General features: G+C 59.2%; 23 protein-coding genes. 13 read left to right on the top strand and 10 right to left on the bottom strand.

What is annotated here, in order from left to right; all coding sequences use genetic code 11:
* The 4 genes from yidD to G449_RS0102715 form a co-directional block, all read right to left on the bottom strand.
* Positions 1-264 carry a membrane protein insertion efficiency factor YidD gene (gene yidD, locus G449_RS18025; protein ID WP_022657773.1) on the bottom strand — a complete coding sequence of 88 codons (264 nt, stop codon included), beginning with the start codon at positions 262-264 and terminating at the stop codon, positions 1-3.
* Positions 261-653 carry a ribonuclease P protein component gene (gene rnpA, locus G449_RS0102725; protein WP_022657772.1) on the bottom strand — a complete coding sequence of 131 codons (393 nt, stop codon included), beginning with the start codon at positions 651-653 and terminating at the stop codon, positions 261-263. Before rnpA ends, yidD begins: the two co-directional genes overlap by 4 nt.
* Before the next feature lie 36 nt (positions 654-689).
* Positions 690-824 (bottom strand): 50S ribosomal protein L34, encoded by a 135-nt coding sequence (gene rpmH, locus G449_RS0102720; protein WP_022657771.1) that lies wholly within the window; start codon positions 822-824, stop codon positions 690-692.
* Positions 825-1,206: 382 nt separating this feature from the next.
* Entirely contained in the window at positions 1,207-1,776 is a 570-nt protein-coding gene (locus G449_RS0102715) for a hypothetical protein (protein WP_159060414.1), read from the bottom strand.
* Between the two features lie 330 nt (positions 1,777-2,106).
* Here G449_RS0102715 and thrB point away from each other — a divergent pair, with 330 nt between their 5' ends.
* Positions 2,107-2,670 (top strand): homoserine kinase, encoded by a 564-nt coding sequence (gene thrB / locus G449_RS0102710; RefSeq protein ID WP_022657769.1) that lies wholly within the window; start codon positions 2,107-2,109, stop codon positions 2,668-2,670.
* A gap of 298 nt (positions 2,671-2,968) precedes the next feature.
* On the opposite strand, the gene G449_RS0102705 is transcribed toward thrB, so the two are convergent.
* Together G449_RS0102705 and G449_RS0102700 are read right to left on the bottom strand one after the other, a co-directional pair.
* Complete coding sequence (locus G449_RS0102705; protein WP_022657768.1) at positions 2,969-3,550, bottom strand: hypothetical protein; 582 nt, start codon at positions 3,548-3,550, stop codon at positions 2,969-2,971.
* 83 nt (positions 3,551-3,633) lie between these two features.
* Positions 3,634-4,629 carry an OmpA family protein gene (locus G449_RS0102700; RefSeq protein ID WP_022657767.1) on the bottom strand — a complete coding sequence of 332 codons (996 nt, stop codon included), beginning with the start codon at positions 4,627-4,629 and terminating at the stop codon, positions 3,634-3,636.
* Positions 4,630-4,944: 315 nt separating this feature from the next.
* Here G449_RS0102700 and G449_RS15675 point away from each other — a divergent pair, with 315 nt between their 5' ends.
* The 5 genes from G449_RS15675 (at position 4,945) to G449_RS0102675 (ending at position 11,898) form a co-directional block, all read left to right on the top strand.
* Entirely contained in the window at positions 4,945-5,895 is a 951-nt protein-coding gene (locus G449_RS15675) for a histidine racemase CntK family protein (protein WP_022657766.1), read from the top strand.
* Positions 5,896-5,898: 3 nt separating this feature from the next.
* Positions 5,899-7,218, top strand: a complete 1,320-nt coding sequence (gene cbiD, locus G449_RS0102690) for a cobalt-precorrin-5B (C(1))-methyltransferase CbiD (RefSeq protein WP_022657765.1) — start codon at positions 5,899-5,901, stop codon at positions 7,216-7,218.
* Positions 7,215-9,284, top strand: a complete 2,070-nt coding sequence (locus tag G449_RS15670; protein ID WP_022657764.1) for a bifunctional cobalt-precorrin-7 (C(5))-methyltransferase/cobalt-precorrin-6B (C(15))-methyltransferase — start codon at positions 7,215-7,217, stop codon at positions 9,282-9,284. The genes cbiD and G449_RS15670 overlap by 4 nt, the downstream gene beginning before the upstream one ends.
* Before the next feature lie 4 nt (positions 9,285-9,288).
* Positions 9,289-10,077, top strand: a complete 789-nt coding sequence (gene cobM / locus G449_RS0102680; protein WP_022657763.1) for a precorrin-4 C(11)-methyltransferase — start codon at positions 9,289-9,291, stop codon at positions 10,075-10,077.
* A gap of 339 nt (positions 10,078-10,416) precedes the next feature.
* Positions 10,417-11,898, top strand: a complete 1,482-nt coding sequence (locus tag G449_RS0102675; protein WP_027180646.1) for an aldehyde dehydrogenase family protein — start codon at positions 10,417-10,419, stop codon at positions 11,896-11,898.
* Positions 11,899-12,254: 356 nt separating this feature from the next.
* Here the strand turns inward: G449_RS0102675 and G449_RS0102670 are convergent, their stop codons facing one another.
* Positions 12,255-12,539, bottom strand: coding sequence for a hypothetical protein (locus G449_RS0102670; RefSeq protein ID WP_022657762.1), 285 nt, complete (start codon positions 12,537-12,539; stop codon positions 12,255-12,257).
* Between the two features lie 298 nt (positions 12,540-12,837).
* On the opposite strand from G449_RS0102670, the gene G449_RS0102665 reads away from it, so the two are divergent.
* The 4 genes from G449_RS0102665 (at position 12,838) to G449_RS0102645 (ending at position 17,714) form a co-directional block, all read left to right on the top strand.
* Positions 12,838-13,680, top strand: a complete 843-nt coding sequence (locus G449_RS0102665) for a sulfide/dihydroorotate dehydrogenase-like FAD/NAD-binding protein (protein ID WP_022657761.1) — start codon at positions 12,838-12,840, stop codon at positions 13,678-13,680.
* The gene (gene gltA, locus G449_RS0102660; protein WP_022657760.1) at positions 13,670-15,088 is read left to right on the top strand and encodes an NADPH-dependent glutamate synthase; all 1,419 of its coding nucleotides are present in this window, start codon (positions 13,670-13,672) and stop codon (positions 15,086-15,088) included. Before G449_RS0102665 ends, gltA begins: the two co-directional genes overlap by 11 nt.
* Positions 15,089-15,371: 283 nt before the next feature.
* The gene (locus tag G449_RS0102650) at positions 15,372-16,199 is read left to right on the top strand and encodes a histidinol-phosphatase (RefSeq protein ID WP_022657758.1); all 828 of its coding nucleotides are present in this window, start codon (positions 15,372-15,374) and stop codon (positions 16,197-16,199) included.
* A 33-nt stretch (positions 16,200-16,232) separates the two neighbouring features.
* On the top strand, positions 16,233-17,714 hold the full coding sequence (locus G449_RS0102645; protein WP_022657757.1) for an ATP-binding cassette domain-containing protein: 1,482 nt from the start codon (positions 16,233-16,235) through the stop codon (positions 17,712-17,714).
* Between the two features lie 3 nt (positions 17,715-17,717).
* Here the strand turns inward: G449_RS0102645 and G449_RS0102640 are convergent, their stop codons facing one another.
* Positions 17,718-18,362, bottom strand: coding sequence for a DedA family protein (locus G449_RS0102640; RefSeq protein ID WP_022657756.1), 645 nt, complete (start codon positions 18,360-18,362; stop codon positions 17,718-17,720).
* An 84-nt stretch (positions 18,363-18,446) separates the two neighbouring features.
* Here G449_RS0102640 and G449_RS0102635 point away from each other — a divergent pair, with 84 nt between their 5' ends.
* From G449_RS0102635 to G449_RS0102625, 3 genes are all read left to right on the top strand, one after another.
* Complete coding sequence (locus tag G449_RS0102635; protein WP_022657755.1) at positions 18,447-19,571, top strand: alpha/beta hydrolase family protein; 1,125 nt, start codon at positions 18,447-18,449, stop codon at positions 19,569-19,571.
* A 284-nt stretch (positions 19,572-19,855) separates the two neighbouring features.
* Positions 19,856-20,266, top strand: coding sequence for a hypothetical protein (locus tag G449_RS0102630; RefSeq protein WP_211215138.1), 411 nt, complete (start codon positions 19,856-19,858; stop codon positions 20,264-20,266).
* A gap of 238 nt (positions 20,267-20,504) precedes the next feature.
* Positions 20,505-20,909, top strand: coding sequence for a hypothetical protein (locus tag G449_RS0102625; protein ID WP_022657753.1), 405 nt, complete (start codon positions 20,505-20,507; stop codon positions 20,907-20,909).
* Positions 20,910-21,039: 130 nt separating this feature from the next.
* Here G449_RS0102625 and G449_RS0102620 read toward each other — a convergent pair whose 3' ends face one another.
* The gene (locus tag G449_RS0102620; protein ID WP_022657752.1) at positions 21,040-22,728 is read right to left on the bottom strand and encodes an L-lactate permease; all 1,689 of its coding nucleotides are present in this window, start codon (positions 22,726-22,728) and stop codon (positions 21,040-21,042) included.
* A gap of 265 nt (positions 22,729-22,993) precedes the next feature.
* On the bottom strand, positions 22,994-25,144 hold the full coding sequence (gene ldhH, locus G449_RS0102615; protein WP_022657751.1) for an L-lactate dehydrogenase (quinone) large subunit LdhH: 2,151 nt from the start codon (positions 25,142-25,144) through the stop codon (positions 22,994-22,996).
* Positions 25,145-25,146 lie beyond the last annotated feature (2 nt).

Here is a 25,146-nt window from a genome sequence, read left to right as displayed (position 1 = left end):
TCACTCCTGGGACAGTGGCGGGACGTCACGGGGACGTCTTGGTGGTGGAACAGGATCATAGCCTGAACCGCCCCAGGGGTGGCAGCGGGCAAGACGCTTGAGCGCAAGCCAGCCGCCCCGGAATATGCCGTGGGTCAAGATGGCCTCTGCGGCATAGGCGGAACAGGTGGGATAAAACCGACAGGCGGGGGGAAGCACTGGCGAGATGCAAAGCTGGTAAACGCGTATGGGTAATATGCACAGATTACGCAGCAAATGACTCATGGCAGCCCATCCAATGCCGGACGGCCCGGCTCTCGCCGAACCACGCGCCGCATCAGCGGCAAAAGCTCGGCGGCTACGCTGGCCAAATCCAGCGCAGCCTCTCCGGCATGCTTTTTAGCAACGGTAACGATGTCAGCTTCCTTGGGCAAATCGCTGCGGTGCAGACGATAAAATTCCCTCAGCAGCCTTTTGACGCGATTGCGCACAACAGCATTGCCTACCTTGCGGGAAACAGCCATGCCAGTGCGCGCAGCTAGACCGGGACTATTGCCCGACAGCACAAAAACAAGGAAATGCTCGGTATGCAGACGCCTGCCCCGCTCATAGCACGCTACGAATTCCGCTCTTCGGCGTATCCGCAGGTGCTGCGGCAAACCATTCTGATTCATGGGAATACCCATGTAGAACGGGGCAAGCCCGCCCCGCTAGGCGCTCAGAACCTTACGGCCCTTGGCGCGGCGACGACGGATGATGGCGCGCCCGCTGGGGGTGGCCATGCGGGTACGGAACCCGTGAGTGCGGGCCCTTCTGATTTTGCTCGGCTGATATGTTCTTTTCATGGCAGACTCCTTAAAAAATTTCCGGCAGGGCCTTGGGCCGACCACCGGAGCGATGCGGCACGCCGGGCCTGAGCGGTTTTGGGGCTACCCCCCCGGCTTTTAAGCGCGGAAGGGCGGCATTGCCCTAGCGTTAAAATATATGGAACAAGCTACATACACGCCAGCAAGGTCTCCGTCAAGCGCCAGATTCCCCATACGATGCGCGACTACAATGCCCTTGTTGCAATCATGCCGCAAGAGTAAACGCACCACGCTCAAAAAAAATCTGCTCGCAGCGCGTTCGCACTTTTTTTAGGCGGATACTTCAAACCGGCGCGGGCGGCTCGCGCGGCAAGCGGCGCGCGCAGTCATCGCGAGCCAGGATACCTGAAATTTCAGGGCGCTAGGGCCGGGCATTGGCCCTCGGCAGCACATCATCGGCTGAAAATGCCGGCGGTGCCGGCACATCTGGCATAGCCCCACTGCCTCCGCCGCCAATACTGCCCACAGACGATGCCGCTGCAGACGAATATGGCATGGGCGCAGAGCTTGGCGCTGGCGAAGCCTTGGCCGATTTGGCCGGGCCTGTGGCAGAAGCGCCAGACTTGGCCTGCGTTGGAGCAGGGCTGTTCATGGGCGGGATGGCACTGCTGCTGACAGGCGCCTGAAGGGATGTTTTGCCCACGCCATTGGGTGCCGGGGATGTGGCGGACTGCGGGGCGGCCTTTGAAACCTTGACCTTGCGCTTTGTCTGGCGCACTGGCGTTTTTTTGTCCGCCTGAGGAGTCAGGGCCAACTCCGGCACAGCCGCAGGATCCACAAACCGCGCCCCTTCCAGAGCAATCTGCCGGGGCGTTACCAGTGTGTTCCAATACAGCCGCCCGCCACCGCTGTGCAGCCACACATCGGTAAGATTGGTGGCCCCGGAGGCCGTGTGAGCAGGAACCTGAGGCGGCAGGGGGACAGCCTCCACGGCGGCCGCAACGGGAGCGCGGCAAAGGGAAAACGCCAAACAAGCAAGCAATAGCATACCAACTGACTTGCGCATAAAACTCACCTCTACAGCGCTTATCGGCCTTGAAGCAAAAATACTTTAGTCTGCCGGAAAAAAGAAGACCCCTGCTTGAGGAAGGATGCAGAACGCCTGAGCATCACCAGCCACCGGCTGGCATAGCCCGGCGTTGACAGGCAGCGCTGGCTTGGGCACATTCCCACTAACCGATTTACGTCCAGAAATTCCGTATGCTCCGCGCATGACAGCATCGATGCCATGCGTTTCCATTCAAGCAATTCAGGAGTCCGCATGTCCAGCAAGCCGGATTTAACAGCAGCCCCCGCAATGCCAGCCCCCTGCATAACACTTATAGGCATGGCCGGAGCGGGTAAGTCCACTGTGGGTTCAGCCCTGGCGCAGGAGCTGGGCTGGGCTTTTGTTGACAGCGACCACCTGATCGAAGCCGCCTACGGCGCACGCCTGCAAGACATTACCGACACATTGGGCAAGGCAGCCTTTCTGGATACCGAAGGCAAGGTAATCTGCGCCATCAAGGCCAACCGAACGGTCATAGCCACTGGCGGCAGCGTCATCTACCGCGATGCGGCCATGCGGCATCTGGCGGCGCTTGGGCCTGTCGTCTATATTGATGTGCCCTTTCATCTGATTGAAGAACGCATCGCCCGCAATCCTGAACGCGGCATTGCCATGAATCCCGGCGAGAAGCTCGAGGATATTTTTAACGAACGCAAGGCCCTGTACACATATTATGCAACCCTGCGCTGTCCCGCCGAGGGTAAAAATCCGGCCCAGTGCGCGCGCTGGATTCGCGATCACCTGCCCGAGGGTTTTCTGAAAGGCGATGCAGCCTGATCTGGCTCTTGCCGCACCCACCACAGGCAAGGGCAATTCACCCATTTTGTTCTGACAGTACTGCCAGGGCCAAAGCCCGGTCCATTCCGCATCTCAGGGCCAGCCTGCGGCTGAAGTTCTGTCTGCACGTTGGCACCGCCGTTTACCAGACGCTCAAGCATCAAATCAAAAAAACAAAAGCGGGGCCGAAACCCCGCTGAAATCTCTTCACGAACGGCGAATCACCGAGCGTGGAACATCCGCTCCGGCAGAACGCAGCACCAGGCAACGCGCAACCAGAGCGGCGTTACTACTTTTGCTAATACTGCCAGGTCGAACCGTCAAAACGGATCAGCTCGTTAATGTTGCGTGCCTTGACCTGTTCGCACGAAGCAGTAGACATAGCTTCCTGGCGGGTCTTGCCACGGCAATCCATTACCCTTTCCTGATACCGGATAAAGCCGACGTACTGACCAGTGGGGCTGGGGCGCAATTCAGTGGTCACGTTGGAAGAGTCCACATCAATGTAGGTTCCCACGTAATCCTTGCCGTCCTGGCGCACTTCCCTGGAAGACTTGGAAGGCATCACCGTGCGGGCAGCCTGGGCAGCCAGCTTGTGGCCCACCATGGTGAGTTCGGCGGCGGCCTGAGCTTCAGTCTTCGCGCCTTTTTTGGTGGCAACGGGCTTAACTTCAGCCGCTTTTTCGGCCTTGGTTTTACCCTTCTTGCCCTTAGCGTCCTTGGCAGGAGCTACAGGGGCCGGGGCCGGTTCAGGGGCTGCAGTCTGTTCCTGCGGCTGAGCGGGCTTTATTTCTTCATCAGTGGAAGAAGAGCCGCCAAACCAGGCGCAACCGCCAGTGGTCAACCCCAACGTGAGAATGAGTGCCAGAATCTTACGCATGTGCCATGCACCTCATAAAAAGCCGGGCGGCATACACCACCCGGCTTTTGCTTTAATTCGACTGACTCGAAGACGCTCCGAGATTACTCGAAGGACACTTCGGTGCGCCGGTTCATGGCGCGACCTTCGTCGGTCTTGTTGTCATACTTGAAGGACTTGCCGCGGCCAATGGCGGTCATGCGGCTGGAGGGGATGCCCTGCTTCACGAGGTAGTTCTTCACGGAGCTGGCGCGTTCCTGCGAAAGCTTCATGTTGTAAGCATCGGAACCCACAAAGTCGGTCCAGCCGGAGAGAACAACGCGCTTGTTGGGGTTGTTCTTGATCAGGGTGGCGGCTTCGTTCAGGATGCCCATGGCCTTGCCGTCAAGAGCATAGGAATTGAAAGCGAAGTGCACGCCGCGCAGCACGATGACGTCTTCGTCCTTGCAGAACACGGAAAGCACAAAGCGTTCAACAGCGGCATCGCTGGTGGCCAGTTCTTCACCACGCACCACAACGGCGTTGGAGTTCAGGGCGCCGATCTTTTTGATGGTGGCTTCACCATTGGGGGTGTCGGCCAGGGAGATCACATGCACAACCAGGTTACGCTGGCTGGCGTACATCTGGCTCACAACCTGCACGAGGTCGGTACCGCGGTTGTTGTCGCCGTCGGTCACGAGGATCAGGGCGGCGTCGCGCTTCATGCTGGAGATGAAGGGTTCATACGCCTGCAGGCCGTTGCCCATGCTGGTCATGCGGCCAAAAATATCAAAGTTGCTGCGCAGCTTCTTGAGGCCAGCGGCCATGGCGGCGCGATCCCAGGGACCCTGGGCAATGATGGCGCCGTTGGGCGAAAGGGTGTGCAAGCCACCATTGTAGCTCAGAGCGGGGATAGCGGCGTTAATGCGCGTAAGCACATTTTTGGCCACAACAATCTTGTCCTGCTTCAGCTTGTCGTTCTTCATCATCATGGAACCAGAATAGTCCACTACGAAGTCGAAGCTCTCAATTTTCTTGTTACAAGCCGGAGCGGCCGCAGCGGCCACGGCGTAGCTCAGAACAAGAGCGGCCGCAAGAGCAAGAAGACGAAACGATTTCATACTGCCTCCCAAACGTTGTTAGTGTCGTCGATTACCGTCAACAACAGTAAATCGCGGTGTGCCCGCCACGTTACCGGCTCACTCACAGCCATAGGCCTTGGAGACGGCAACTGCCTTTCACATACCCGCGTTTAGGAAAAACCGCAAGTTGTAAATAGGAAACACTCTTTCGCTTTTTCATCACAGTCCAACTGCAACGTACATCCGATTATTTCCCTTTGTCAGCAAAAATCCGGCGGCTGACCCCGCTCTGCCGCCAGCGCTGGACAGCCCGCCGGGGCTGAGGCATACTTTGTCAAGAACCAAGGATTTTCCATGCCTGCACTGACTTTTTCCAAATGGAGCCCCGGGGGCAACACCACCCTGCTTTTTCCCGACACTGGCCAGCGCCCGGCAGAACAGGCGCGTCTGGCGTCTCTGGCGCTGGATTCTTCCATGCTTGGGGGCGAACAGGCGGGATTTGTGAACCTGCCCCAGCACAAGCTGCGTATGGCGGGCGGTGAATTTTGCGTCAATGCCAGCCGCGCCGTAGGGGCCTTGCTGGCATACACTGCCCAATATCCAGGCCCGGGACAGGGTGTGCTGGACGGAATTGCCCCTCGCAACGAGCGAGCGCCCGAAGCTGCGAACACCACAGAACAACCTGCCCGCCTTGATGAAATCCATGTTTCCGGCTGGCAGACGCCTGTACGCCTGCATACCCGCGGCTCCGCCCCGCTCTGGCAGGTGGAGGCACTGCTGCGCCTCCCTGAGTATTCCATTACTACTATAGAGAAAGGCGCACATCTGGTGCGCCTGCCGGGCATCTGCCATCTGCTGCTTGGCGGGGCAACGCATCCCCTGCCTGATGACTGCCATGCCGTGGCCGCCCAGTTGCGACAGCAGCACGGCCTTGAGGCCGAGCCTGCCGCGGGCGTCATCTGGTGGCGTGAATGTCAAGGCCTGCTGGACATGCTGCCCCTTGTGCATGTGCGCGATGCCGGAACAACATTTCTTGAGAATGCCTGCGGTTCTGGGGCCTTGGCCCTGACCCTGTGCCTTGCGCGCGCGGGTACGCGCCGCTCTTTTTCCATCATGCAGCCCGGCGGCTCGGCCCTGGACGTGCGGCTGTTTGCCGAAGGCGGTCTTGATATGGCTGGCATAGACGGCCCGGTGTCGCTTGTGGCCCGTGGCAAGGTCTGGCTGCCTGATCCTGACGCCCGCCCCGGCTTGACCCAAAAGCTGGCATCCAGCCTGACATCTGGTTTGTCCCCCAATCTGAGCTGACGCATGGCCGGAAAGCTTCGGAAAGGGTTCACCACCGGCAGCGCCGCAACGGGGGCAGCGCTGGCCGCACTGCAACTGTTGCGCACGGGCACAGCGCCGGCTGCAGTCCCGGTGCCCCTGCCCCCTTTTGGGGGTGGTCAGGACAAGCACAATCAGTGCAAGGACAGCAATGGCCTGCCTGAGCCTCGGGGCTGGCTGCGCCTGAACATTGAAAGCTGCGCCACAGGCCCTGCGCCGGAACTGGACGCCGCATGGGCTGCCGCCGAAGCTGGCGCCGCAAGCGGGCTGGCCGATCCACCTCCACCGGACATCATTGCCATTGCCCACGCCAGCATAATCAAGGACGGCGGCGATGACCCTGACGCCACGTCTGGCGCTCGCATAACGGCCACGGTGGTGGAGAGCGCGCGGCCCCCCAAGCATCGCCCAGCAAACCAGGTCGAGGATGCGGCACGGCATACGCCCGCCCATAACGCCGGGTGGACATCCCCCGACACGGCAGTTGCATACCCCGACCACATCATTATAAAGGGAGGGCCGGGGGTGGGGCGCGTCACCTTGCCCGGTCTGCCTGTAGCCATTGGTCAGGCTGCGGTCAACCCGGTGCCGCGCCAACAGATAACCTACGCACTGCAAGCGCAGGAGCAGGAATACGCCGCTGCCCTCCAGTGCCGCACATGGCTGACGGTATTTGTCAGCGTACCTGATGGCGCGCAGCTGGCGCACAAGACCTTCAACCCCAGATTGGGCATTGAAGGCGGCATTTCCATATTGGGAACCCAGGGCACGGTGCGTCCGTTCAGCCATGATGCGTGGAAGGCCACCATTGAGCAGGGGCTTGCCGTGGCCCGCGCCACAGGCTGCCAATGTGCGTGCCTGACCACGGGAAGGCGCTCGGAACGGCTGCTTATGGAGCGCTACCCCGAGCTGCCGGAGCGGTGCTTTGTACAGGTTGCGGATTTTGCGCAGTTCTCCCTGCAAGCTGTGGGGAGCATGCAGTTTGAGCGCATTATCTGGGGCTGTTTTTTTGGTAAACTGGTCAAGCTGGCCCAAGGGCATACATACACTCATGCCAAGGATTCCACGCTGGACATGCAGGCCCTTGCGCAGCTTGCCAGCGAGGCTGGCGCTGCCTGTGCGGATGCCATCACCCGGTGCGTAACAGCGGCTCACGCACTGGAACTGCTGCTGGCAGACAGCGCAGGAGCAAAGACTATCAGGCGGGTGGCGCAGCAGGCGGCACGCACCGCGCAACTTTTTGCAGGCCGCCCCGTGAGCTTGCACCTTTTTCACACTGACGGCAGGGAATTATTGGCGTTATGAAACATCAGGTCTCACTGCCCGGCTTTGCCGTGCCAACCCATACGCCCGACACCCAGACACGGGACGATGACGCAGCCAACGCCGTTCCGGCCGAGGCCCTTGCCGCTGGCCCACTGGAGACCCCCGGCGAGCATCCTGCAGGTCAGCCCCTTGCGCAGACCGCTGCCGAGACTGATGAGCAGGCTGCCGACTTGCCGGAATTTTCTGCTGACGGCTCGACAACTACCCAAAATATCTGCGCCTTTGCGGAGCCCGCCGCTACGTACAATGTCGCCGCCAACGCAGACACTGCACGCGTTGATGCCCCGATTACCGCTGATGAAGCACTGCCTTGCGATGACAATACGAATACCGGAACGGCAGATGCGGACGCATCAGACAGAGATGAACCCCTCCTTATGGATTCCGCACCCGCAAACGCCGATGACGCCCCAGCCACGCCCGCAGAGTTGCCAGCCGAATCCGCTGCAACAGCAGCTATAAACACCCTTGCCGCCAGTACCACACAGGCCGCACCTGAGGCCGAAAGCCCGCCTGCCATTACCGCACCCACCGCCGCTACGCCCGCCAGCCCCGCCGTTGCGGGCACATCCGAGCAGGATGACTGGCCGCCCATGTCGGAAATGTTGCAGTCATTCTTTGTTTTTGAACCAACGACTGTCGCGCCGGAACCCATCACGGTCATGGGCCTCGACTGCGCACGTCCGCGAGGTCTGGCAGGTCTGGCCGAAGCCCAGCGCCAGCTTGCGGAACAAGCCGATGCGATCTGCGCAGGACGCATGCTGCTGGAGGAATTTTCCGGCAGCAGTCTGGAATCCAGCAGCACCTCAACCTTGGCAGCAACGAGTGCCGCAGACGGGCATTCCACAGAAAGCCAGCCCGTACATGACCCGACAACCGGCAATCAGAGCGCTGCTCCCGCAGCAGGCCCCGCCCTCAAGGCACGGTTGCTGCCCCTGACCACGCCGCTGGAACCGCTGCTCACCCGACTCAGCCAGTTGCGGGCCGCAGGGGAGCGTGTGCTTGTGCTGGCAGACGGCGACCCACTGCTCTTTGGCATCGGCGCGACCCTTGTGCGCCGCATGGGGGCAGATGCCGTGCGCCTGCTGCCCGCTGTCAGTTCCCTGCAGCAGGCTTGCGCGCGCCTTTCCCTGCCGTGGCACAAGGTTATCTGCCTCTCCCTGCACGGGCGCGATGATTTGCGCCCCCTCAACGTGGCCTGCGGCAAGAACGCGCCGCTCTGCATCCTGACTGATGCACGCATGTCGCCCGATGTGCTCGCCCGCCACCTGCTCGACCGTGGGGTGGACTGGTTTGATGCCCATATTTTTGAGCGCATGGGCGCTGCCGATGAATGCGTCAGCCACCTGAGCATGGCCGATGCCGCCGGGCGCGAATTTGGCCCGGCCTGCACAATGGTGCTGATACCAATGGCTCCGGCCCGCCGCCCGCATCTTGGGCTTGACGCCGACCAACTTGCGGTTGACCGAGGCCTCATAAGCAAAAAGCCCGTGCGCGCCGCCGCTCTGGCGCTGCTGCGCATTGAAGCCGGGCATGTGGTGTGGGATCTCGGTTCCGGCTCGGGCGCTGTGGCTCTTGAAGCTTCCGTGCTGGCGCACGAGGGCCGCGTAATCGCGGTGGAACGCTCCGCCGGCCGCGCCATGGGCATTCAGGAAAACCGCCGCCGCTTTGGCGCGGCCAATGTGGAAGTACGCCTCGGGCAAGCCCCCGAATGCCTGCCCGGTCTGCCTGATCCGCAACGGGTATTCATCGGCGGCGGCCTCTCCGGCGATGACGGGGATGACATCTTGGGGCATGTATGCCTGCGCCTGCCTGTGGGGGGGCGCGTGGTGGTCAGTTGTGTGCTTCTGGACAGTTTCAGCCTGTGCCGCCGCTTTTTTGAAGACATGGGCTGGCCTGTGGAAATTCTGCAAATCAGCGCATCTGAAGGCAAAAGCCTTGGCGGCGATGTACACCTGGCGGCCATGAACCCCGTATTTTTACTTGCCGCCCAAAAACCCGCGCCTGCTCCCATTCAGTCCGGCGCACAGCCCGAAGGCAGGTAGCCGCATGGACAGCGCGCAGCAGACCGGGATTACGCCCGGCATCGTTACATTTGTGGGCGCAGGGCCGGGTGATCCAGACCTCATGACCATCAAGGGGCGCAAGGCCATTGAACAGGCCGCCCTCGTGCTCTATGCAGGTTCGCTGGTGCCGCGCGAGGTGGTGGCCTGTGCCGCGCCCAACGCCATGGTTGTGGATTCCGCCCCGCTGAATCTTGAGCAGTGCCATGCGCTGGTGCGGGCAACCGCACTGGCGGGCCGCTCCGTGGCCCGTGTGCATACGGGCGACCCATCCCTGTACGGTGCGTTGCGCGAGCAGGCCGCCTTGCTGGATGCGGACGGCATCCCCTGGCGTGTGGTGCCGGGCGTTACCGCCGCCTGTGCGGCTGCGGCTGCGGCGGGCATTACCTTTACCGTGCCGGAAGTAACCCAGAGCCTCATTATCAGCCGCCTTGAAGGCCGCACTCCGGTGCCGGCGCGTGAGCATCTGCACCTGCTGGCGCAGCATGGGGCCTCCATGGCCGTATACCTCTCCGCAGCGTCGGCTCAGGCTCTTCAGGACGAACTCTCGCGCAGCCTGCCGCCCGAAACACACATTTTTTGCGCCCACATGGTCAGCTGGCCCGAGGAACAACTGCACTGGACCACGCTGGGCGAACTGGCCCAGTGCATAACCCGCCACAACCTGACCCGGCAGACCGTTTTTCTTGTGCTGCCCGCAGAAAGCCGCGAGGGCGCGCCCTCCCGCCTTTACGCCGCCGACTTTTCGCACGGCTACCGCGCAGCCAAAAGCTGATTTCATTCCGACATACCACCATTAATATGGGATTCAGGCAGAGTGCTTTTACGCATCCCGCCTGAATCCCATATCTTTTTTGAACAAGCCATCCTGCTACGCAATAATAGCGTGACACGTTTGCAAAATAAGCCTGCATTGCTTTATTTACCACGCAACAAGCAGATTTTGTAGTGTTGAATGATTATATAAATATAATTTTAAATTGTATTTTTTTTCACAATGTGTATTAAATCATGTCAGCATGAACAAAAATCTACTATTCAATATGGATTTGCAATCCATATATCTATCTTATTGTCCTTCAGACAATCATGGTTTTAAAAAAAGGAGTGATTCATGAACAAACCGGACATTCAGGATTCGTACTCCCTATTCATCGACGGCCAGTGGAAGCAGGCCTCCGACGGCGGCACGTTTGAAACGTTCTGCCCCGCCAATGGCGAGCGCCTGGCAACCTGCGCCGAAGCCACCAAGGAAGACGTGGACGCAGCAGTGGCGGCTGCCAACAAGGCATGGGACAGCTGGAAAAAGATCGACCCCATTGAACGGGCCAATATGCTGCTGAAAATTGCAGACATTATTGATGCCAACAAAGAACACCTCGCCATGGTGGAAACCCTGGACAACGGCAAGCCCATCCGGGAAACCATGAATGTGGACGTTCCCTTTGCCGCCGACCACTTCCGCTACTTTGCCGGGGTGGTGCGCGCCGATGAAGGCACCGCCGTCATGCTGGACGAAAACACCATGTCCCTGGTGTTCCGCGAACCCATAGGCGTTGTGGGTCAGATTGTGCCGTGGAACTTCCCCTTCCTCATGGCTGCCTGGAAGCTGGCCCCCGTGCTTGCCGCCGGGTGCTGCACCGTGTTCAAGCCTTCCAATCACACTTCGCTTTCCGTGCTGGAGCTGGCGCGGCTTATTGCAGGCGTGCTGCCCAAGGGCGTGTTCAACGTCATCACCGGGCGCGGCTCCCGCTCCGGCCAGTTCATGCTCGAGCATCCAGGCTTCCGCAAGCTGGCCTTCACCGGTTCTACCGAAGTTGGCCGTCAGGTTGGCCTTGCAGCGGCAAAACGCCTCATCCCCTCCACCCTTGAGCTGGGAGGCAAATCGGCCAACATCTATTTTCCCGATTGTCAGTGGGATCTGGCCATGGACGGCCTGCAAATGGGCATTCTGTTCAACCAGGGGCAGGTATGCTGCGCCGGGTCGCGCGTGTTTGTGCATGAGGACATTTACGACCAGTTTGTGGCAGAAGCCGTGGAACGCTTCAACCGCGTCAAGGTCGGCCTGCCGTGGGATCCTGCAACCCAGATGGGCTCGCAGATTTACGAATCGCACCTCAAGGCCATTCAGCTTTGCATTGAGCAGGCCAAGACGGAGGGCGCCACCGTACTCTGCGGCGGCGAGCGCATCACGAATGGCGAGCTTGCCAAGGGCTGCTTCATGCGTCCGACCCTGCTCGGCAACGTCACCAACAGCATGCGTGTGGCTCAGGACGAAATCTTCGGCCCCGTGGCGGTCATCATCAAGTTCAGGACGGAAGAGGAAGTTGTGGCCATGGCCAACGACAGCCCCTACGGCCTGGGCGGCGCGGTCTGGACACGCGACATCAACAGGGCCATGCGCATAAGCCGCGCCATTGAAACAGGCCGCATGTGGGTGAATACCTACAACAGCATTCCGGCGGGCGCGCCCTTTGGCGGGCACAAGGAGTCGGGCATCGGGCGTGAAACGCACAAGATCATTCTTGAGCACTACACCCAGCAAAAAAACATCCTCATCAACCTCTCGGAAAAGCCCACGGGATTCTATCCCTAGCATCCGCACACATGCGGCGAACGCTCTGGGCGGTTGCCGATGTATCAGAACGGCCCCGGAAGGGGCCGTTTTCACTACGCAATGCGGAGGGTCAGCCGCTGCACGACAGCACGAGAGGCGGGCCATCGCTGACTGAAGATATTTCCGGCGCATAAAACGCGAGAGGCAGAGGCCCCACGCCCCCGCCTCTCTATGAGTGGAGAATTCGTCATGGATTGCGGACTGCCATGCCCCCTATCATGTCACGGAAAAGTGATGCTAGTGGTTTGTGTTCTGCAATGCCGCGTTAATGTTGCATTGAGAACGCATGGTCGTTCTGCATCCGGGCCGGAATTCAACGTAGAAGTCCGTCCGGTTTATTGTTCGGGCGCGTCAGGAACGCGCCGCACAAGAGCCAGGGCCAGCAAGGCCGGAGACATCCTGGGCAGCTGGGCAGGCCTGCGCAGCTGCCGCCGCACAAAACCCGCCATGTCCAAAGCCATATCCGCATCAGTCAAAGCCGAGCGGCATGCCTTTTTGTTTTCTTCCAGAACTGCAAGATACCGCTCAACCAGCCTCAGATCACGATTGTGTGATGGATCATCGGCCAATTCAGGCGGCGAGGCTCCCAAATGGAAAACGTCACCGATGTGTTGCGACATGACCATTCCTCCATGAATGGATCACTTGCTTCCTTGCAAAGGGGTTGGCCCTGTCCGCCTCCTTGTTTGGTTTTGTACCGTCTCCCCTTCCCCACTCGTCAAGGTTTTTATCGGAACATTAGGCCAGATCTTTAGGCTACGTCTAAAAAAAAGGCCCATTGCATGCCCGCAAACGCAAAGTAAAAACGGAGAACAAATTATATCAGTCATGTAAAAGAGATACGATAAAACTGTTACTTGCAAGTAATTTCGATCGCAGCTACCATGCAGCAACTCAGATGCCTGACGAGGAGAACCTATGCCAACACCTATATTGCACAAGGAAAGCCTGATCCCGGGCAAAACCAGCAAACTGGTGCTCCACGCGCCGCAAATCGCGCAAAAAGCGCGCCCCGGCCACTTCGTCATGCTGCGCATGAGCGAACAGGGCGAGCGCATTCCGCTGACCATTGCAGATACTGACCGGGAAAACGGCACCATTACCATAGTGTATCTGGTTATGGGCAAGAGTACCGCCATGCTTGAAGCACTCGGCGTTGGAGATGCCATTCTTGACGTCTGCGGCCCCCTGGGCCACCCCACCCATATTGAAAAACGCGGCACGGTCGTATGCGTGGGCGGCGGCACCGGTATTGCCGCCATGCACCACATCGCCAAGGGCCATGCCCGCATCGGCAACAAGGTCGTGGGCGTTATCGGCGCTCGCAGCAAAGACCTGCTGCTCTTTGAAAACGAGCTCAAATCATTTGTGGATGAACTGCTTGTTTCCACGGACGATGGCAGCTACGGGCACAAAGGCCTTGTTACCGAGCTTCTGCGCGACCGGCTTGAAAAAGACAAGGACGTGTTTGAAGTCGTGGCGGTCGGCCCCGTGCCCATGATGGCCGCCGTGGCGGAAACCACGCGCCCCTTTGGTGTCAAGACCACGGTCAGCCTCAACCCCATCATGGTTGACGGCATCGGCATGTGCGGCGCCTGCCGCGTCACCGTAGGCGGCAAAACCAAGTTCGCCTGTGTGGACGGCCCCGAATTTGACGGTCACGAAGTGGATTTTCCCGAACTGCGCCGCCGCCTGGCCGCTTACCGGGAGCAGGAAACCATTTCCATTGAAGAATACCGGAGAGTCAGCCATGGAGAATAGCAAACCCAAAAAGACCGTGGCTCCCCGTGTGGACATGCCCTGCCAGCCCGCAAAAGTGCGCCGAGCCAACTTTGAAGAAGTCGCCCTCGGCTACACCAAGGAAATGGCTCAGACCGAGGCCAGCCGCTGTCTCCAGTGCAAAAAACCCCTGTGCGTCTCGGGCTGCCCTGTTGAAGTGCCCATCCGCGACTTTATCCATCAGGTTGCCGAAGGCAACATGGACGCCGCCTACCGCATCATCAAGACCACCAACAGCCTCCCCGCCGTGTGCGGTCGCGTGTGCCCCCAGGAGCACCAGTGCGAAGGCAAGTGCGTACTCAAGGCCAAGGGTCAGCCCGTGGCCATTGGTCGCCTTGAACGCTTCGTGGCAGACACGTACATCGCCACCACAGCCTGTGAGCAGGTGACCGGCACCAATGCCTGCGCACTGCCCCTGGGAGCCAAAAAGGTGGCCTGCATCGGCTCCGGCCCTTCGTCCCTGACCTGTGCTGGCGTGTGCGCCACCGCAGGCATCAAGGTCGATGTGTTTGAAGCCCTGCACGAGCCCGGCGGCGTGCTTATTTACGGCATCCCCGCCTTCCGTCTGCCCAAGAATGTGGTGGCCACGGAAATCAACGGCCTGCGTCAGGCCGGTGTGGACTTCCACCTCAATTCCGTGGGTGGCCGTACCATTGATATTGACGACCTGCGCAAGGAATACGACGCCATTTTCATCGGCGTTGGCGCTGGTCTGCCCGTCTTTTTGGGCGTTCCCGGCGAAAATCTGGTGGGCGTGTTCTCCGCTAACGAATACCTCACCCGCGTCAACCTTGGCCGCGCCTACAACTTCCCCTCGCAGGACACTCCGGCCTACCCCGGCAAGCACGTTACCGTGTTCGGCGCGGGCAACGTGGCCATGGACGCGGCGCGCACAGCCCTGCGCATGGGCGCGGAAAGCGTGCATGTGGTCTATCGCCGCACAAGGGCTGAAATGCCCGCCCGTCTGGAAGAGCTGGAACATGCGGAGGAAGAAGGCGTGCAGTTTGCCATGCTTTCAGCCCCGCTGCGCTTCAACGGCGATGCGGAAATGCGCCTTCAGTCCGTAACCCTGCAGCGTATGGAACTGGGCGAACCCGATGCTTCTGGCCGCCGCAGGCCTGTGCCGGTGGAAGGCTCGGAATACGATCTGCCCACCGACCTTGCCATTGTGGCTCTGGGCACCCGTTCCAACCCCATCCTCCTCGAGGCTACCCCTGAGCTCAAACTGAACAAGTGGGGCTACATCGAGGCCGATGAGACCACTGGCGAAACCTCCATTCCCAACGTCTTTGCGGGCGGCGACATCGTCACCGGCGCGGCCACGGTCATTCTGGCCATGGGCGCAGGGCGCAAGGCCGGACAGGAAATAGTCAAAAGAATCGCAGGCTGATTGCAGCCCGGCATCTGATAAAAGGGGGGCCTCCGCTGGAGGCTCCCTTTTTTCGTAGCCCATCCATAAAAAAGACTGCAATTCCGCCTGCCCCTTGGCCCCGGCTTGCCAGACCTGCAGTTCGCGGTCATACTCACGTCAGAGTTCACACCAGCATCAGACCTGCCGCCCCCTGCGCCGCCATGGCAGGCCCTTTTATATCGGCAACATCCCCGTTCAGGGGCCGGAATGTCATTCTCCGGCGGGCCAAGGGCGCGGCCCAGGCATATTCAGGAAGATCAGCATGATTCTCGCAGACCTGCACACGCACACCAAGTATTCGCACGGCGGCAACACTCCGGCAGAAATGTACGCTGTCGCCCAGGCCAAAGGGCTTGAATACATGGGCTTTACCGAGCACTCGCCCCGGCCCGTGGGCTTTGACTACACACACGAATACCGCGAGCAACTGACCCGCCATCTGCCGGACTACGTGCGCGAGGTTTGCGCCCTCAAGGCCGCCAACCCCAATGGCCCCTGCCGCGTTTTGTTCGGCATGGAAATGGACTGGCTCGAAGGGCAGGAGGACTACACCCGCGCCTCCTGCGCCGCCTTTGACTTTGATTACCTGCTTGGGAGCGTGCATTTTATCGGCCACTGGGGCTTTGACGACGGCGCCGAGCCGTGGAAAGCCTTTTCGCAGGAAGAATGCGACAAGCAGTACCAGGCCTATTTTGAAGTCTGGGAGCGCATGATCCTCTCCGGCCTGTTCAACATTGCCGCGCACCCTGACCTCATCAAGATTTTCTCTGTAGAGCAGTTCCACATCTGGCTGGCAAAGCCGGAAAGCATGGCGCTGGTGCAACGCGGCCTTGCGACCCTGCAACGCATGGGTATGAGCATGGAGATATCCTCTGCGGGCCTGCGCAAGGCCTGCCGCGAGATTTACCCCGCGCCGCCCATCATGCTCATGGCCGCGCAAATGGGCCTGCCCGTGAGTTTCGCCTCAGATGCGCACGGCACCGATGACGTGGGCTACGGTTTTGCCCGGCTGGCCTCCTACGCGCGCGCCTTTGGCTTTGCCGAGTACACCATTTTTAATCGGGGCCAGCGGATTGTGCTGCCCCTGTAAAACGGCGCATGCCTTTGACACCACGGATCATGTATGTCCGAAATTATTGTATCCATCGATGACGTAAGTCTTTTCCTGCCCGGCGACGCCAGCCAGAAGCATGTGCTGCACAACATCAACTGGCATGTGCGGCGCGGAGCGCACTGCGCGCTCATTGGCCCCAACGGCTCGGGCAAGTCCACCCTGCTGCGGCTCATGCGCGGCGAGCTGTGGCCCGCCCACGGGCGCATCCAGTGGCACGGGCCTGACGGCCCGGAAGACTCCCCACTGGCGGGCAGGGGCATGACAAGCCTTGTTTCTCCTGCGCAGCAGGAAAACTATCAGCGGCAGGCCTGGGATCTCACGGGCCGCGACCTGCTGCTTACAGGCTTTGAAGATACTCCACTGGTCTATGCCGACAGCACAGCCTACAGACGCCAGGCAGTGGAAGACATGGCCGCGCGCCTTGATGCCGAAGGCCTGCTTGAGCGCACTGTGCCCACATTTTCGCAGGGGCAGCTGCGTTTGCTGCTGCTTGGCCGCGCCCTTCTGCGCGCGCCCACCCTGCTGCTGCTTGACGAGTGTGATGAAGGCCTTGACGAACGCTATCGCCAGATTTTTTTTGAGACCCTCGGTGAATACGCCAGCCGCTGCACGGTTGTGATGACGGCGCACCGCGCCGCCAATATTCCCGACTGGTGCGCAGGCCGCCGTTATGTGCGTCATGGCCGCCTGTTCACAGCGCCGCCTGCGTCTGAGGCCAGTGAAGAAGCGCCAAAGACAGTGCAGAACAACAATGCCTCTGGCGTCGCAGAGCACGTGCTCAACGGCGGTCACGCCATGCTTGATCTGGATAACGTTGCCGTATTCATTGATCGGCAGGAAGTGCTGCACGACATCAGCTGGTGCATGCATCAGGGCGAAAACTGGCGCATCACCGGGGCCAACGGCTCGGGCAAATCCACATTGCTGCGTTTGCTGGCAGGTGATGAATTTGTTGCCGCCGGGGGAAGATTTGACCGCTGGCTGCCCGGTCAGGGCGGGCAGGTAGATACCCTTGAAGCCCTGCGCAAGGGCGTGCGCCTTGTGTCAGATCTTTCGCAGGCTCTGTATGGCTATTCCCTCAATGCGCTTGATATGGTCTGCACGGGCTTTGACAACAGCATAGGCGTATACCGCCGTTTTTCTGATGCCGAACGGGCCGAGGCCGCAAGCCGCATGGCCCAGATGTTCCCCGATGAAAGCCCCGAGAGCCTGAAAAAGCTTGGGCGGCAATCCATCCGCCATCTGTCCACGGGTCAGTTGCGCCGCCTGTTTCTGGCGCGCGCCTTGGTGGGCGGGCCGGACATCCTGCTGCTGGATGAACCCTGTTCCGGCCTGGATGCGCCAAGCCGCGCCCAGTACCTGCATTTGCTGGATCAGCTTGCCTTGCAGGGCGTCCAGATGGTTTTTGTGTCCCACCATGATGAAGACGCCCCCCTGTGCATTAACAGGGAGGCGCATATGGAAGGCGGACGCCTGCGTGTCGTGCTGTAGGGCCTAATCCTTGCCCTTCCCAAGCTTGGAGCGCGCTACTTCAATAACAACGGGCAGCACGGAAACAATGATGATGCCGTAAACAATCAGGCTGAAGTTCTGCCGCGCCCATTCCAGATTGCCGAGAAAGTACCCGGCGGAAACCAGCCCGCCCACCCAGAGCACGCAGCCCGTGATGTTGAACAGAAAAAACGTGGGCGGATGCATCAGGGCAATGCCCGCCACAAAGGGCGCAAAGGTGCGCACAATGGGCACAAAGCGGGCCAGCACAATAGCCTTGCCGCCGTGCCGCTCGTAAAAATTGTGCGCCTTGAGCAGGTGGGACTTTTTGATAAGACGGTTCTCGCGCGAAAAAATGGCTGGCCCCACGTGCCGCCCGATAAAGTAATTCATCGCATCGCCCAGTATGCCTGCCGCCAGCAGTACGCCCATCACTTCGCCATAGCCCAAAAGCCCGGCCCCGGCCACCACGCCGGAGGCAAACAGCAGGGAATCACCCGGCAGGAAGGGGGTTACCACAAGGCCTGTTTCGCAAAAAACAATGACGAACAGTATGGCGTAAAGCCATAGCCCGTACTGATCGGCAAGCTCAAACAAATGCACGTCTATGTGCAGAATAAAACTGACAAAGCTGCTCAGTAGTTCCATAAAGGCTGATCTCCCTCATCGGGCGCGTTGGCGCGCCTTCGGTCTGCTCTTGTACCCCAAGGCCGCTTGTGGCACAACACAGCCATGCGCGTACTCACCACCATAGCTGTCCTAGCCCTGCTCCTGTTCGCTCCTGCCGCCAATGCTGCCGACACATATATGGTTGGTTTCAGGACGCTTGGCCAGTGGTCGCCGGAAACAGGCCTGCGCCTGGATGTGAATGTGTGGTATCCATCATCCCGCCCGCCGCGGGATCTCAACTATGCCCCATGGGAAATTTCCGCCTCCCGCGCTGGCAAGGCGGTGGACGGGCGTTTCCCTCTGCTTCTGCTCTCGCACGATACCGCGGGAACGCGTTTTTCGTACCATGATACCGCCGCGTGGCTGGCATCACTGGGTTTTGTGGTGGCTGCCCCCAATCACCCTGGCGACAACATGGACAACATGGACAACCTGCTGACCTGGCAGCAGCTTGAAAATCGTGCACATGAACTTTCTGGCAGCATTGACCTGCTCCTGCATGATCCGGAAGTGGAGCCCAGCATTGACGCCTCACGCATCGGCGTAATCGGCTTTGGCGTTGGCGGCGCGGCGGCTTTGCTGCTGGGCGGTGCGCTGCCCGACTGCGAGGGATGGGCCAGCTACTGCTCGCGCACTGCTCCAAGCGACATGTATTGCAATACATGGGCTCGCGGACGCATGGAATCGCTGTGCAAAAACCTGCCGCTCACACGCAGCCTCGCCGACACGCGCATCCGCGCCATAGCGGCAGTGGCGCCCGGTTTTGGCATGCTGTTTTCGCGCCAGTCATTCCACTGGTTCTACCCGCCTCTGCTGATCATGGCTGCACCCAATGACAGCCTGAACAACCCCGCCCTGCATGCGCGGCGCATATTTGAACTTATGGATAAAAAGCCTCGCTGGCTGAGCCTGCCGCAGGCCGACACGGGTGCGCTCATGGCGCCCTGCCCCGAATCGCTGGCCATGGAGTTGCCGGAACTGTGCCGCTCGGTCACGGAAGAAACACGGGGGGCAATCCACAGACGCATGACCGAATCCCTGGGCGATTTTTTTCTGCACTACCTTGGCAATGCCCAGAATCTGCCCCAGATTCCGCCGCCGCCCGACCTGACGCCGCAACAGCAAAAGGCAGCGCCAGAGCCAGCTACGCAGCCTGCGCAAAAATCCAAAAAGCGCCGCCCCGGCTAGGCTTGTAAAGGCATAGGACATGCGTCTTTTCAGCCGCCTTGACAATTGCCGCGCGGCTCACTAAATGGTGGGCATGGCGGTAGAATCATACCGTAACATGCAAATTTCCCTATCCGGAACAGGATAATATGCGGAACACAATTTATTTGTTCTGTTTTTTGCTGACTGCCCTAGTCCCCGCAACCGCCTGGAGCACAGACAGCCAGGGATTGCCAGAGCAGCAAGGCTGGGTGGTCATGCCAGCTGGCGCACGCCCTGCCTACTTTGGCATACACGGAGGCACCATGCCCGTCAGCCTGCTCGTATATGGCGACGGCTCTTCGCTTGTGACGTTTGTTGGCCGCACCGGCAACGACTTTATTGATATGCTGCGCAGGGCCGAAGTCTCCATGCCAAGTCTGCTCAACGCCACTTCCCATCGCTCAACGGCTGGAAAAAACGTCTCGCCTTCGGCCAATGCCACCGCAGTGCTCATGGCTGGTTCTTCTTCCAGCAGCCTTCCGGTATTCAATGTCAGCGGCGAAAGGCTTTCGCACATGGATGTTCCGCCTGGACAGCTTCAACCCTTTGGGCTTTCAGACAAGGCGCTGTCTATCGAAGGTGAAGTAACAGCCCCTCAGCGGCTGTCCACAGTGAAGCAGTATCGCCTGCTTTTTCAGCCGCAGTATCTGCAACCACGGCGCAACCAGCGCTAGTCTAATTGCAAAAAGCAACTTTTACTTTTAGCAAAAAATCAAAAAAACTTTTTTACTATTCAAACAGCGCATTGAGCAGACAGATTAAATAATTTTAGCTTCAAACGCCGCCTTTTAAAATTGTTTTTTACGAAAGCCCGCCCTGACAAGAGCGGGCTTTTTTTTCGCCTGCTTGATTTGAATATTTATAGAAGATAAACTATCTCCAAGCAGAACATTTTGTCTCAGGAGCCAAGCTATGCCGCTTTCAGATCATTTGGAACTTATGCAGCGCCTCTGTGCCAAAGCAGGACAGGGTCATGAGTGCCCCTTCGAAAAACACTTTCGTTCAGGCATCATGTCACTCAAGGAATTCAGCACGGATTATGATGCCATAGTTGATGAGCACAACCCCTTTTATCAGGAATTTACAAAATACCTGAACCAGGAGGCCCTGGAGACTGACGATCTGTTTTCGCTCTTTGAATGTCTGGTGATCTTTATCCGCATGCGCCAGATGGCACGCTCCGGGCTTGAGCTCAGCCTCAGGGAACAGAACGTGCTGGACTATTTTGAATCGTGCGGTGAGTGGGCGTCACGTGACGATACGCTCGTAAGCAACTGGTACTGGAAACAACTTCCAGATAAACAGCGTAGCCATTAGCGAAACAAGATTCCACAAAGAGTTATCCAGACATATCCACCAGACCGCCAGCCTGATCTATGAGTAAAGGCCGCCCAGCAATGCTGAGCGGCCTTTTCAACATATGTGCTGCGGCTATGCCGCCAGCATTCTAGAACACGCTAGGATTAAGCATCACCAGCACGGTGCAGATAATGCCCACGATGGTGCCGTAGAGCATGAAGGGCCAGAACGTGCGGCGCAGAACCTCGCCTTCGCGGCCCGACAGGCCCACAACCGCGCAGGCGGCCACGATATTGTGCACGCAGATCATGTTGCCCATGGCACCGCCAACGGCTTGAGCCGCCACGATGATCTGACGGGGCAGGTGCAGGGCCTGAGCCATGTTCCACTGGAATTCAGCAAACATAAGGTCAGAAACCGTGTTGGAGCCCGTGATAAAGGCACCAAGACCGCCCACAAAGGCAGCCAGAACAGGCCACACCGAACCAGCCACAGCGGCCACTGCCTGGGCCAAAGCCAAGGGCATGGAGGGCACATCAATGGGGTTTGTCGCTGAGCCACGGAAAATGGACACCAGCGCCACGGCAAAAATCAGGGCAATGGTTGGGGACTTCATCTTGCGCAGGCTTTCGCCCCAAGCTCGGGAAACCGCGGCCTTGGGCATCTTGTGCAAGGTGATGGTCATGAGCGACACCACGATAAAGAACGTGCCGGGCAGATACAGATAATCAATGGAAGCGTTTACGCCCTTGAATCCCAGGATATCAACAAAGTTCAGTTTGAAACTCAGCAGCCAAGCCTTGAGGCCAAGCGCAGGAATGCGCGAAAGCACCAGCAGGATGCAGATCAGCACGTAGGGCAACCATGCCTGGAGCTGGGTCATGCGCGCACGGAATTCTGTCTTGGTGCTGGGGGGCACGGAGCCTGTCCAGCTTTTGTCCCATTCTGTATGCGGGGCAAATTCCCACACCGTCTTGGGAACGCAAAATCCCTTTTTGGTACCCCACACCACAACGCCAAGGCCAAGCAGGCCCGCAAGCAGAGCGGGGAATTCAGGGCCAAGCAACCACGCACAGGCAAGGTACGGCACAAGGAAGCAAACACCCGCAAAAACGCAGTACTTCCACGCGGCAAAGCCAACAGACCAGGATTTTTCCTTGCCAAAAAAGCGGGTCATGAAGCCCAGCATGAAAATGGTGAGGATAATAGCCATGGGGGCATGCATAAAGGTTGCCCACTGGCCTACAGCCGCACCAAATCCGTCATAATTCTGGAAGGGCAAATTGGGGTTGGCGGCAACGGATTCCGCCACAAGATTTTTAAGAAAGCTGAAACCAACGATAACAGGCGTGCCCACTGCGCCAAAGGTAACTGGCACGGAGTTGAACACCAGGCAGACCACGGCTGCGGCCATGGCCGGAAAGCCCAGAGCAAGCAGCAGGGGCGCGGCAAGAGCGGCAGGAGTGCCAAAGCCGGCAGCGCCTTCAATAAAGGCTCCAAACATGAAGCCAATAATGATGGCTTGCAGACGGCGGTCACGGCTGACGCCCTGCATGCCGCACTGGATGGTTTCCATGCCGCCGCTTTCTTCAAGAGTATAAAGAATAAGAATTGCGCCAAATACAATAATCAGAACACCGATGGCAACGACAACGCCCTGGAGAGACAGAGCAAGCAGATAGGAGGGAGAAAGCTTCCAGCCCACAAGTCCGCAGATAACGCAGACCAGCCATGCCAGTGGCATGGCTCGGGTCGCTGGCCACCGCAGGCCAACCATAAAAATGAGTGCAACAAGGATGGGGATAATAGCTAAAAGAGCCAACATTCCAATAGACATAATGCCTCCGCATTTGTGAAGCAGTGAGCTGCTCCCATTCTCAGCACACACTGCCCAGTTTTACACCTCGCCGCCTGGCAGGATGATGTTAACGCAATGCTGCCGCATTGCTTTACGGGATTTCAGCCAGAGTTTTTCCGTCCCCAGACGCAAGAGGACAGACCAGGTTTCGGCCCTCCCCACAGAGGAGAACCGAAATCATCCCTCAACTTTCCTGCGGATGAAGAGCCTCAGCTCTCCACCCACAGGAAGATGTTTCGTTGGATTATTTTTTCAGATTTTCAGCCAGAAGTTCAGCAATATGGTCGACCTTTATCTTGAGGCCCTGCTTTTCAGCACCGCCACGGATCTGCATGACGCAGCCGGGGCAGTCCACCACCAGGCGGTCAGCGCCGGTGGCCTTCATGTTGGCGATTTTCTTGTCCAGCAGCTGGGCGGAGATTTCGGGGAACTTCACAGAGTAGCTGCCGCCAAAGCCGCAGCACACTTCTTCTTCCTCGCAGGGCACGTATTCAGCCGCATCGCCAATAAGCTCGCGGGGGGCCTTTTTGACGCCCAGGCCCCGGCACAGGTGGCACGAGGCATGGTAGGTGACCTTCTGCGCGGACTTGTTGAAGTCCTCGGCCTTGAGGCCCAGCACGTCATGCACGAAGGAGCTGAAGTCGATGATCTTGGCCGCAAAGGCCTGAGCTTCCACCGTGGAGAAATCCTGATCCAGGATTTCAGGGTAGTGGTGCTTGAGATGACCGGCGCAGCTGGCGCACAGCGTGATGATGTAGTCGTAGTTGCCGCCACGGAAGGCGGCGATGTTCTGCTTGGCCACATCCATGGAGGTTTTGCGCTGGCCCATCATTTCGAGGGGCAGGCCGCAGCAGGACTGTTCCATGGGGAAGTCCACGGCCACGTTCTTGGCGGCCAGAATCTTCACGCAGGCTTCCAGTTCTTCGGGGTAGATGAAGTCCTGGGCGCAACCGCTGAAGATAGCCACGCGGAAGGAGGGGTTCTGCACCTTGGGGGCCAATTCGGGCCAACGGTCGCGGAAGGACTTGTTGGCAATGGCGGGCAGAGCCTTGAAGTTGTGCTTGCCAAGGAAGACGGCAGGCAGATGGCGCTGGAACTGCGCCCCACGAGTGAAGGGCTTCTGGGCGAAGCTGGCGAACTTGAGCAGCTTGTGGAACAGCTTGCGGTTCTTCATCACAGCGGAAAGCAGGTTGGCTTCGATGGGCGCGCCCTGTTCCACGTTGAGGCGCGAGCGCACTTCGCGGATAAGACGCGGCAGGTCGATGCCGCCAGCGCACACATTGGCGCACGATTCGCAGCCCATGCAGTTCTGGCTGAGAATACGCGCACGATCCTTGCCGTGGAAGAAGTAGGTAAGGATCAGGCCGATGGCGCCAATGTAGATGTAGCCCATCTTGTGGCCACCCACGAGGCGGTACACGGGGCAGACGTTGGCGCAAGCGCCGCAGCGCACGCAGCGGAACACCTGCGAGAACAGGGGATCCTTGGCGATTTCGGTACGCCCATTATCAAGAAAGATAACGTGCAGAATCTTTTTGTCGTCGGCATTGGCCGCACAGGGGCCTGCGCCGCACATCCAGGTAACATAGGAGGTAAGGCGCTGGGCAGTGGCGTTGCGGGGCAGCACCTGAAGAGCAACCAGGGCGTCATCCAGCTTGGCAACGAGCTTGTCCAGACCGGCAATGGCAACATGCACGCGCGGCAGGGTCGTAACCATGCGGGCGTTGCCTTCGTTGGTCACGGTAGAGATCGCGCCGTTTTCGGCCACGGCAAAGTTACAGCCGCTCACGCCCATGTCGGCGGCGATGAACTTGCGGCGCAACTGGACGCGGGCCACCTTGACCAGACGCTGCACGTCAGAATCCTGCTTGACGCCGGTGGCCTTGGTGAAGTCGTCGGCCACCTGATAGCGCGAAAGGTGGATGGCGGGCATAACCATGTGCGAAGGACCTTCGTGGCGCAGCTGGATGATCCATTCGCCAAGGTCGGTTTCGTCCACGATCAGGCCGTTGCCTTCCAGCGCGGTGTTCAGGCCGATCTCTTCGGCGGTCATGGACTTGGACTTGACCACCTTCTTCACTTTGTTTTCTTTGGCGATACGGACGATCATGTCGTTGGCTTCGGCGGCGGTGGCGGCACGGTGCACGTGCACGCCGCGCTTTTCTGCTTCGGCCTTGAACTGAGCGTACAGTTCGTCCATGTGCTGACAGGCGTAGTCCTTGGCATCGGCGATCTGCTTGATCAGCGCTTTCTCGTCCACTTCCTTGAACACGGCTTCGCGGTTGGCGCGGTAGGCCACGGCAAAGGTATCAAGCGTGCGACGCAGAAATTCGTCGTTCAGGGCTTCGTCCAGTTCCTTATGATATCCCGATGAGCTCTTGAGGGCGTCATGCATGG

This window comes from Desulfovibrio desulfuricans DSM 642 (assembly GCF_000420465.1).
In the GTDB taxonomy this organism is placed as follows: Bacteria; Desulfobacterota; Desulfovibrionia; order Desulfovibrionales; family Desulfovibrionaceae; genus Desulfovibrio; species Desulfovibrio desulfuricans.
The sequence above is the reverse complement of the archived record's forward strand: the minus strand, read 5'-3'. Positions and strand labels throughout refer to the sequence as shown.

Coding starts and splice junctions, on each gene's coding strand:
- G449_RS0102630 (WP_211215138.1), top strand. CDS start 19,856: ATGCCCGTCAGCCTGCTCGTATATGGCGACGGCTCTTCGCTTGTGACG.
- G449_RS0102700 (WP_022657767.1), bottom strand. CDS start 4,629: ATGAAATCGTTTCGTCTTCTTGCTCTTGCGGCCGCTCTTGTTCTGAGC.
- G449_RS15675 (WP_022657766.1), top strand. CDS start 4,945: ATGCCTGCACTGACTTTTTCCAAATGGAGCCCCGGGGGCAACACCACC.
- G449_RS15670 (WP_022657764.1), top strand. CDS start 7,215: ATGAAACATCAGGTCTCACTGCCCGGCTTTGCCGTGCCAACCCATACG.
- G449_RS0102650 (WP_022657758.1), top strand. CDS start 15,372: ATGATTCTCGCAGACCTGCACACGCACACCAAGTATTCGCACGGCGGC.
- G449_RS0102635 (WP_022657755.1), top strand. CDS start 18,447: ATGCGCGTACTCACCACCATAGCTGTCCTAGCCCTGCTCCTGTTCGCT.
- rpmH (WP_022657771.1), bottom strand. CDS start 824: ATGAAAAGAACATATCAGCCGAGCAAAATCAGAAGGGCCCGCACTCAC.
- cbiD (WP_022657765.1), top strand. CDS start 5,899: ATGGCCGGAAAGCTTCGGAAAGGGTTCACCACCGGCAGCGCCGCAACG.
- G449_RS0102665 (WP_022657761.1), top strand. CDS start 12,838: ATGCCAACACCTATATTGCACAAGGAAAGCCTGATCCCGGGCAAAACC.
- thrB (WP_022657769.1), top strand. CDS start 2,107: ATGTCCAGCAAGCCGGATTTAACAGCAGCCCCCGCAATGCCAGCCCCC.
- G449_RS0102675 (WP_027180646.1), top strand. CDS start 10,417: ATGAACAAACCGGACATTCAGGATTCGTACTCCCTATTCATCGACGGC.
- G449_RS0102640 (WP_022657756.1), bottom strand. CDS start 18,362: ATGGAACTACTGAGCAGCTTTGTCAGTTTTATTCTGCACATAGACGTG.
- G449_RS0102705 (WP_022657768.1), bottom strand. CDS start 3,550: ATGCGTAAGATTCTGGCACTCATTCTCACGTTGGGGTTGACCACTGGC.
- cobM (WP_022657763.1), top strand. CDS start 9,289: ATGGACAGCGCGCAGCAGACCGGGATTACGCCCGGCATCGTTACATTT.
- G449_RS0102670 (WP_022657762.1), bottom strand. CDS start 12,539: ATGTCGCAACACATCGGTGACGTTTTCCATTTGGGAGCCTCGCCGCCT.
- G449_RS0102645 (WP_022657757.1), top strand. CDS start 16,233: ATGTCCGAAATTATTGTATCCATCGATGACGTAAGTCTTTTCCTGCCC.
- gltA (WP_022657760.1), top strand. CDS start 13,670: ATGGAGAATAGCAAACCCAAAAAGACCGTGGCTCCCCGTGTGGACATG.
- yidD (WP_022657773.1), bottom strand. CDS start 264: ATGAGTCATTTGCTGCGTAATCTGTGCATATTACCCATACGCGTTTAC.
- G449_RS0102620 (WP_022657752.1), bottom strand. CDS start 22,728: ATGTCTATTGGAATGTTGGCTCTTTTAGCTATTATCCCCATCCTTGTT.
- G449_RS0102625 (WP_022657753.1), top strand. CDS start 20,505: ATGCCGCTTTCAGATCATTTGGAACTTATGCAGCGCCTCTGTGCCAAA.
- rnpA (WP_022657772.1), bottom strand. CDS start 653: ATGAATCAGAATGGTTTGCCGCAGCACCTGCGGATACGCCGAAGAGCG.
- ldhH (WP_022657751.1), bottom strand. CDS start 25,144: ATGCATGACGCCCTCAAGAGCTCATCGGGATATCATAAGGAACTGGAC.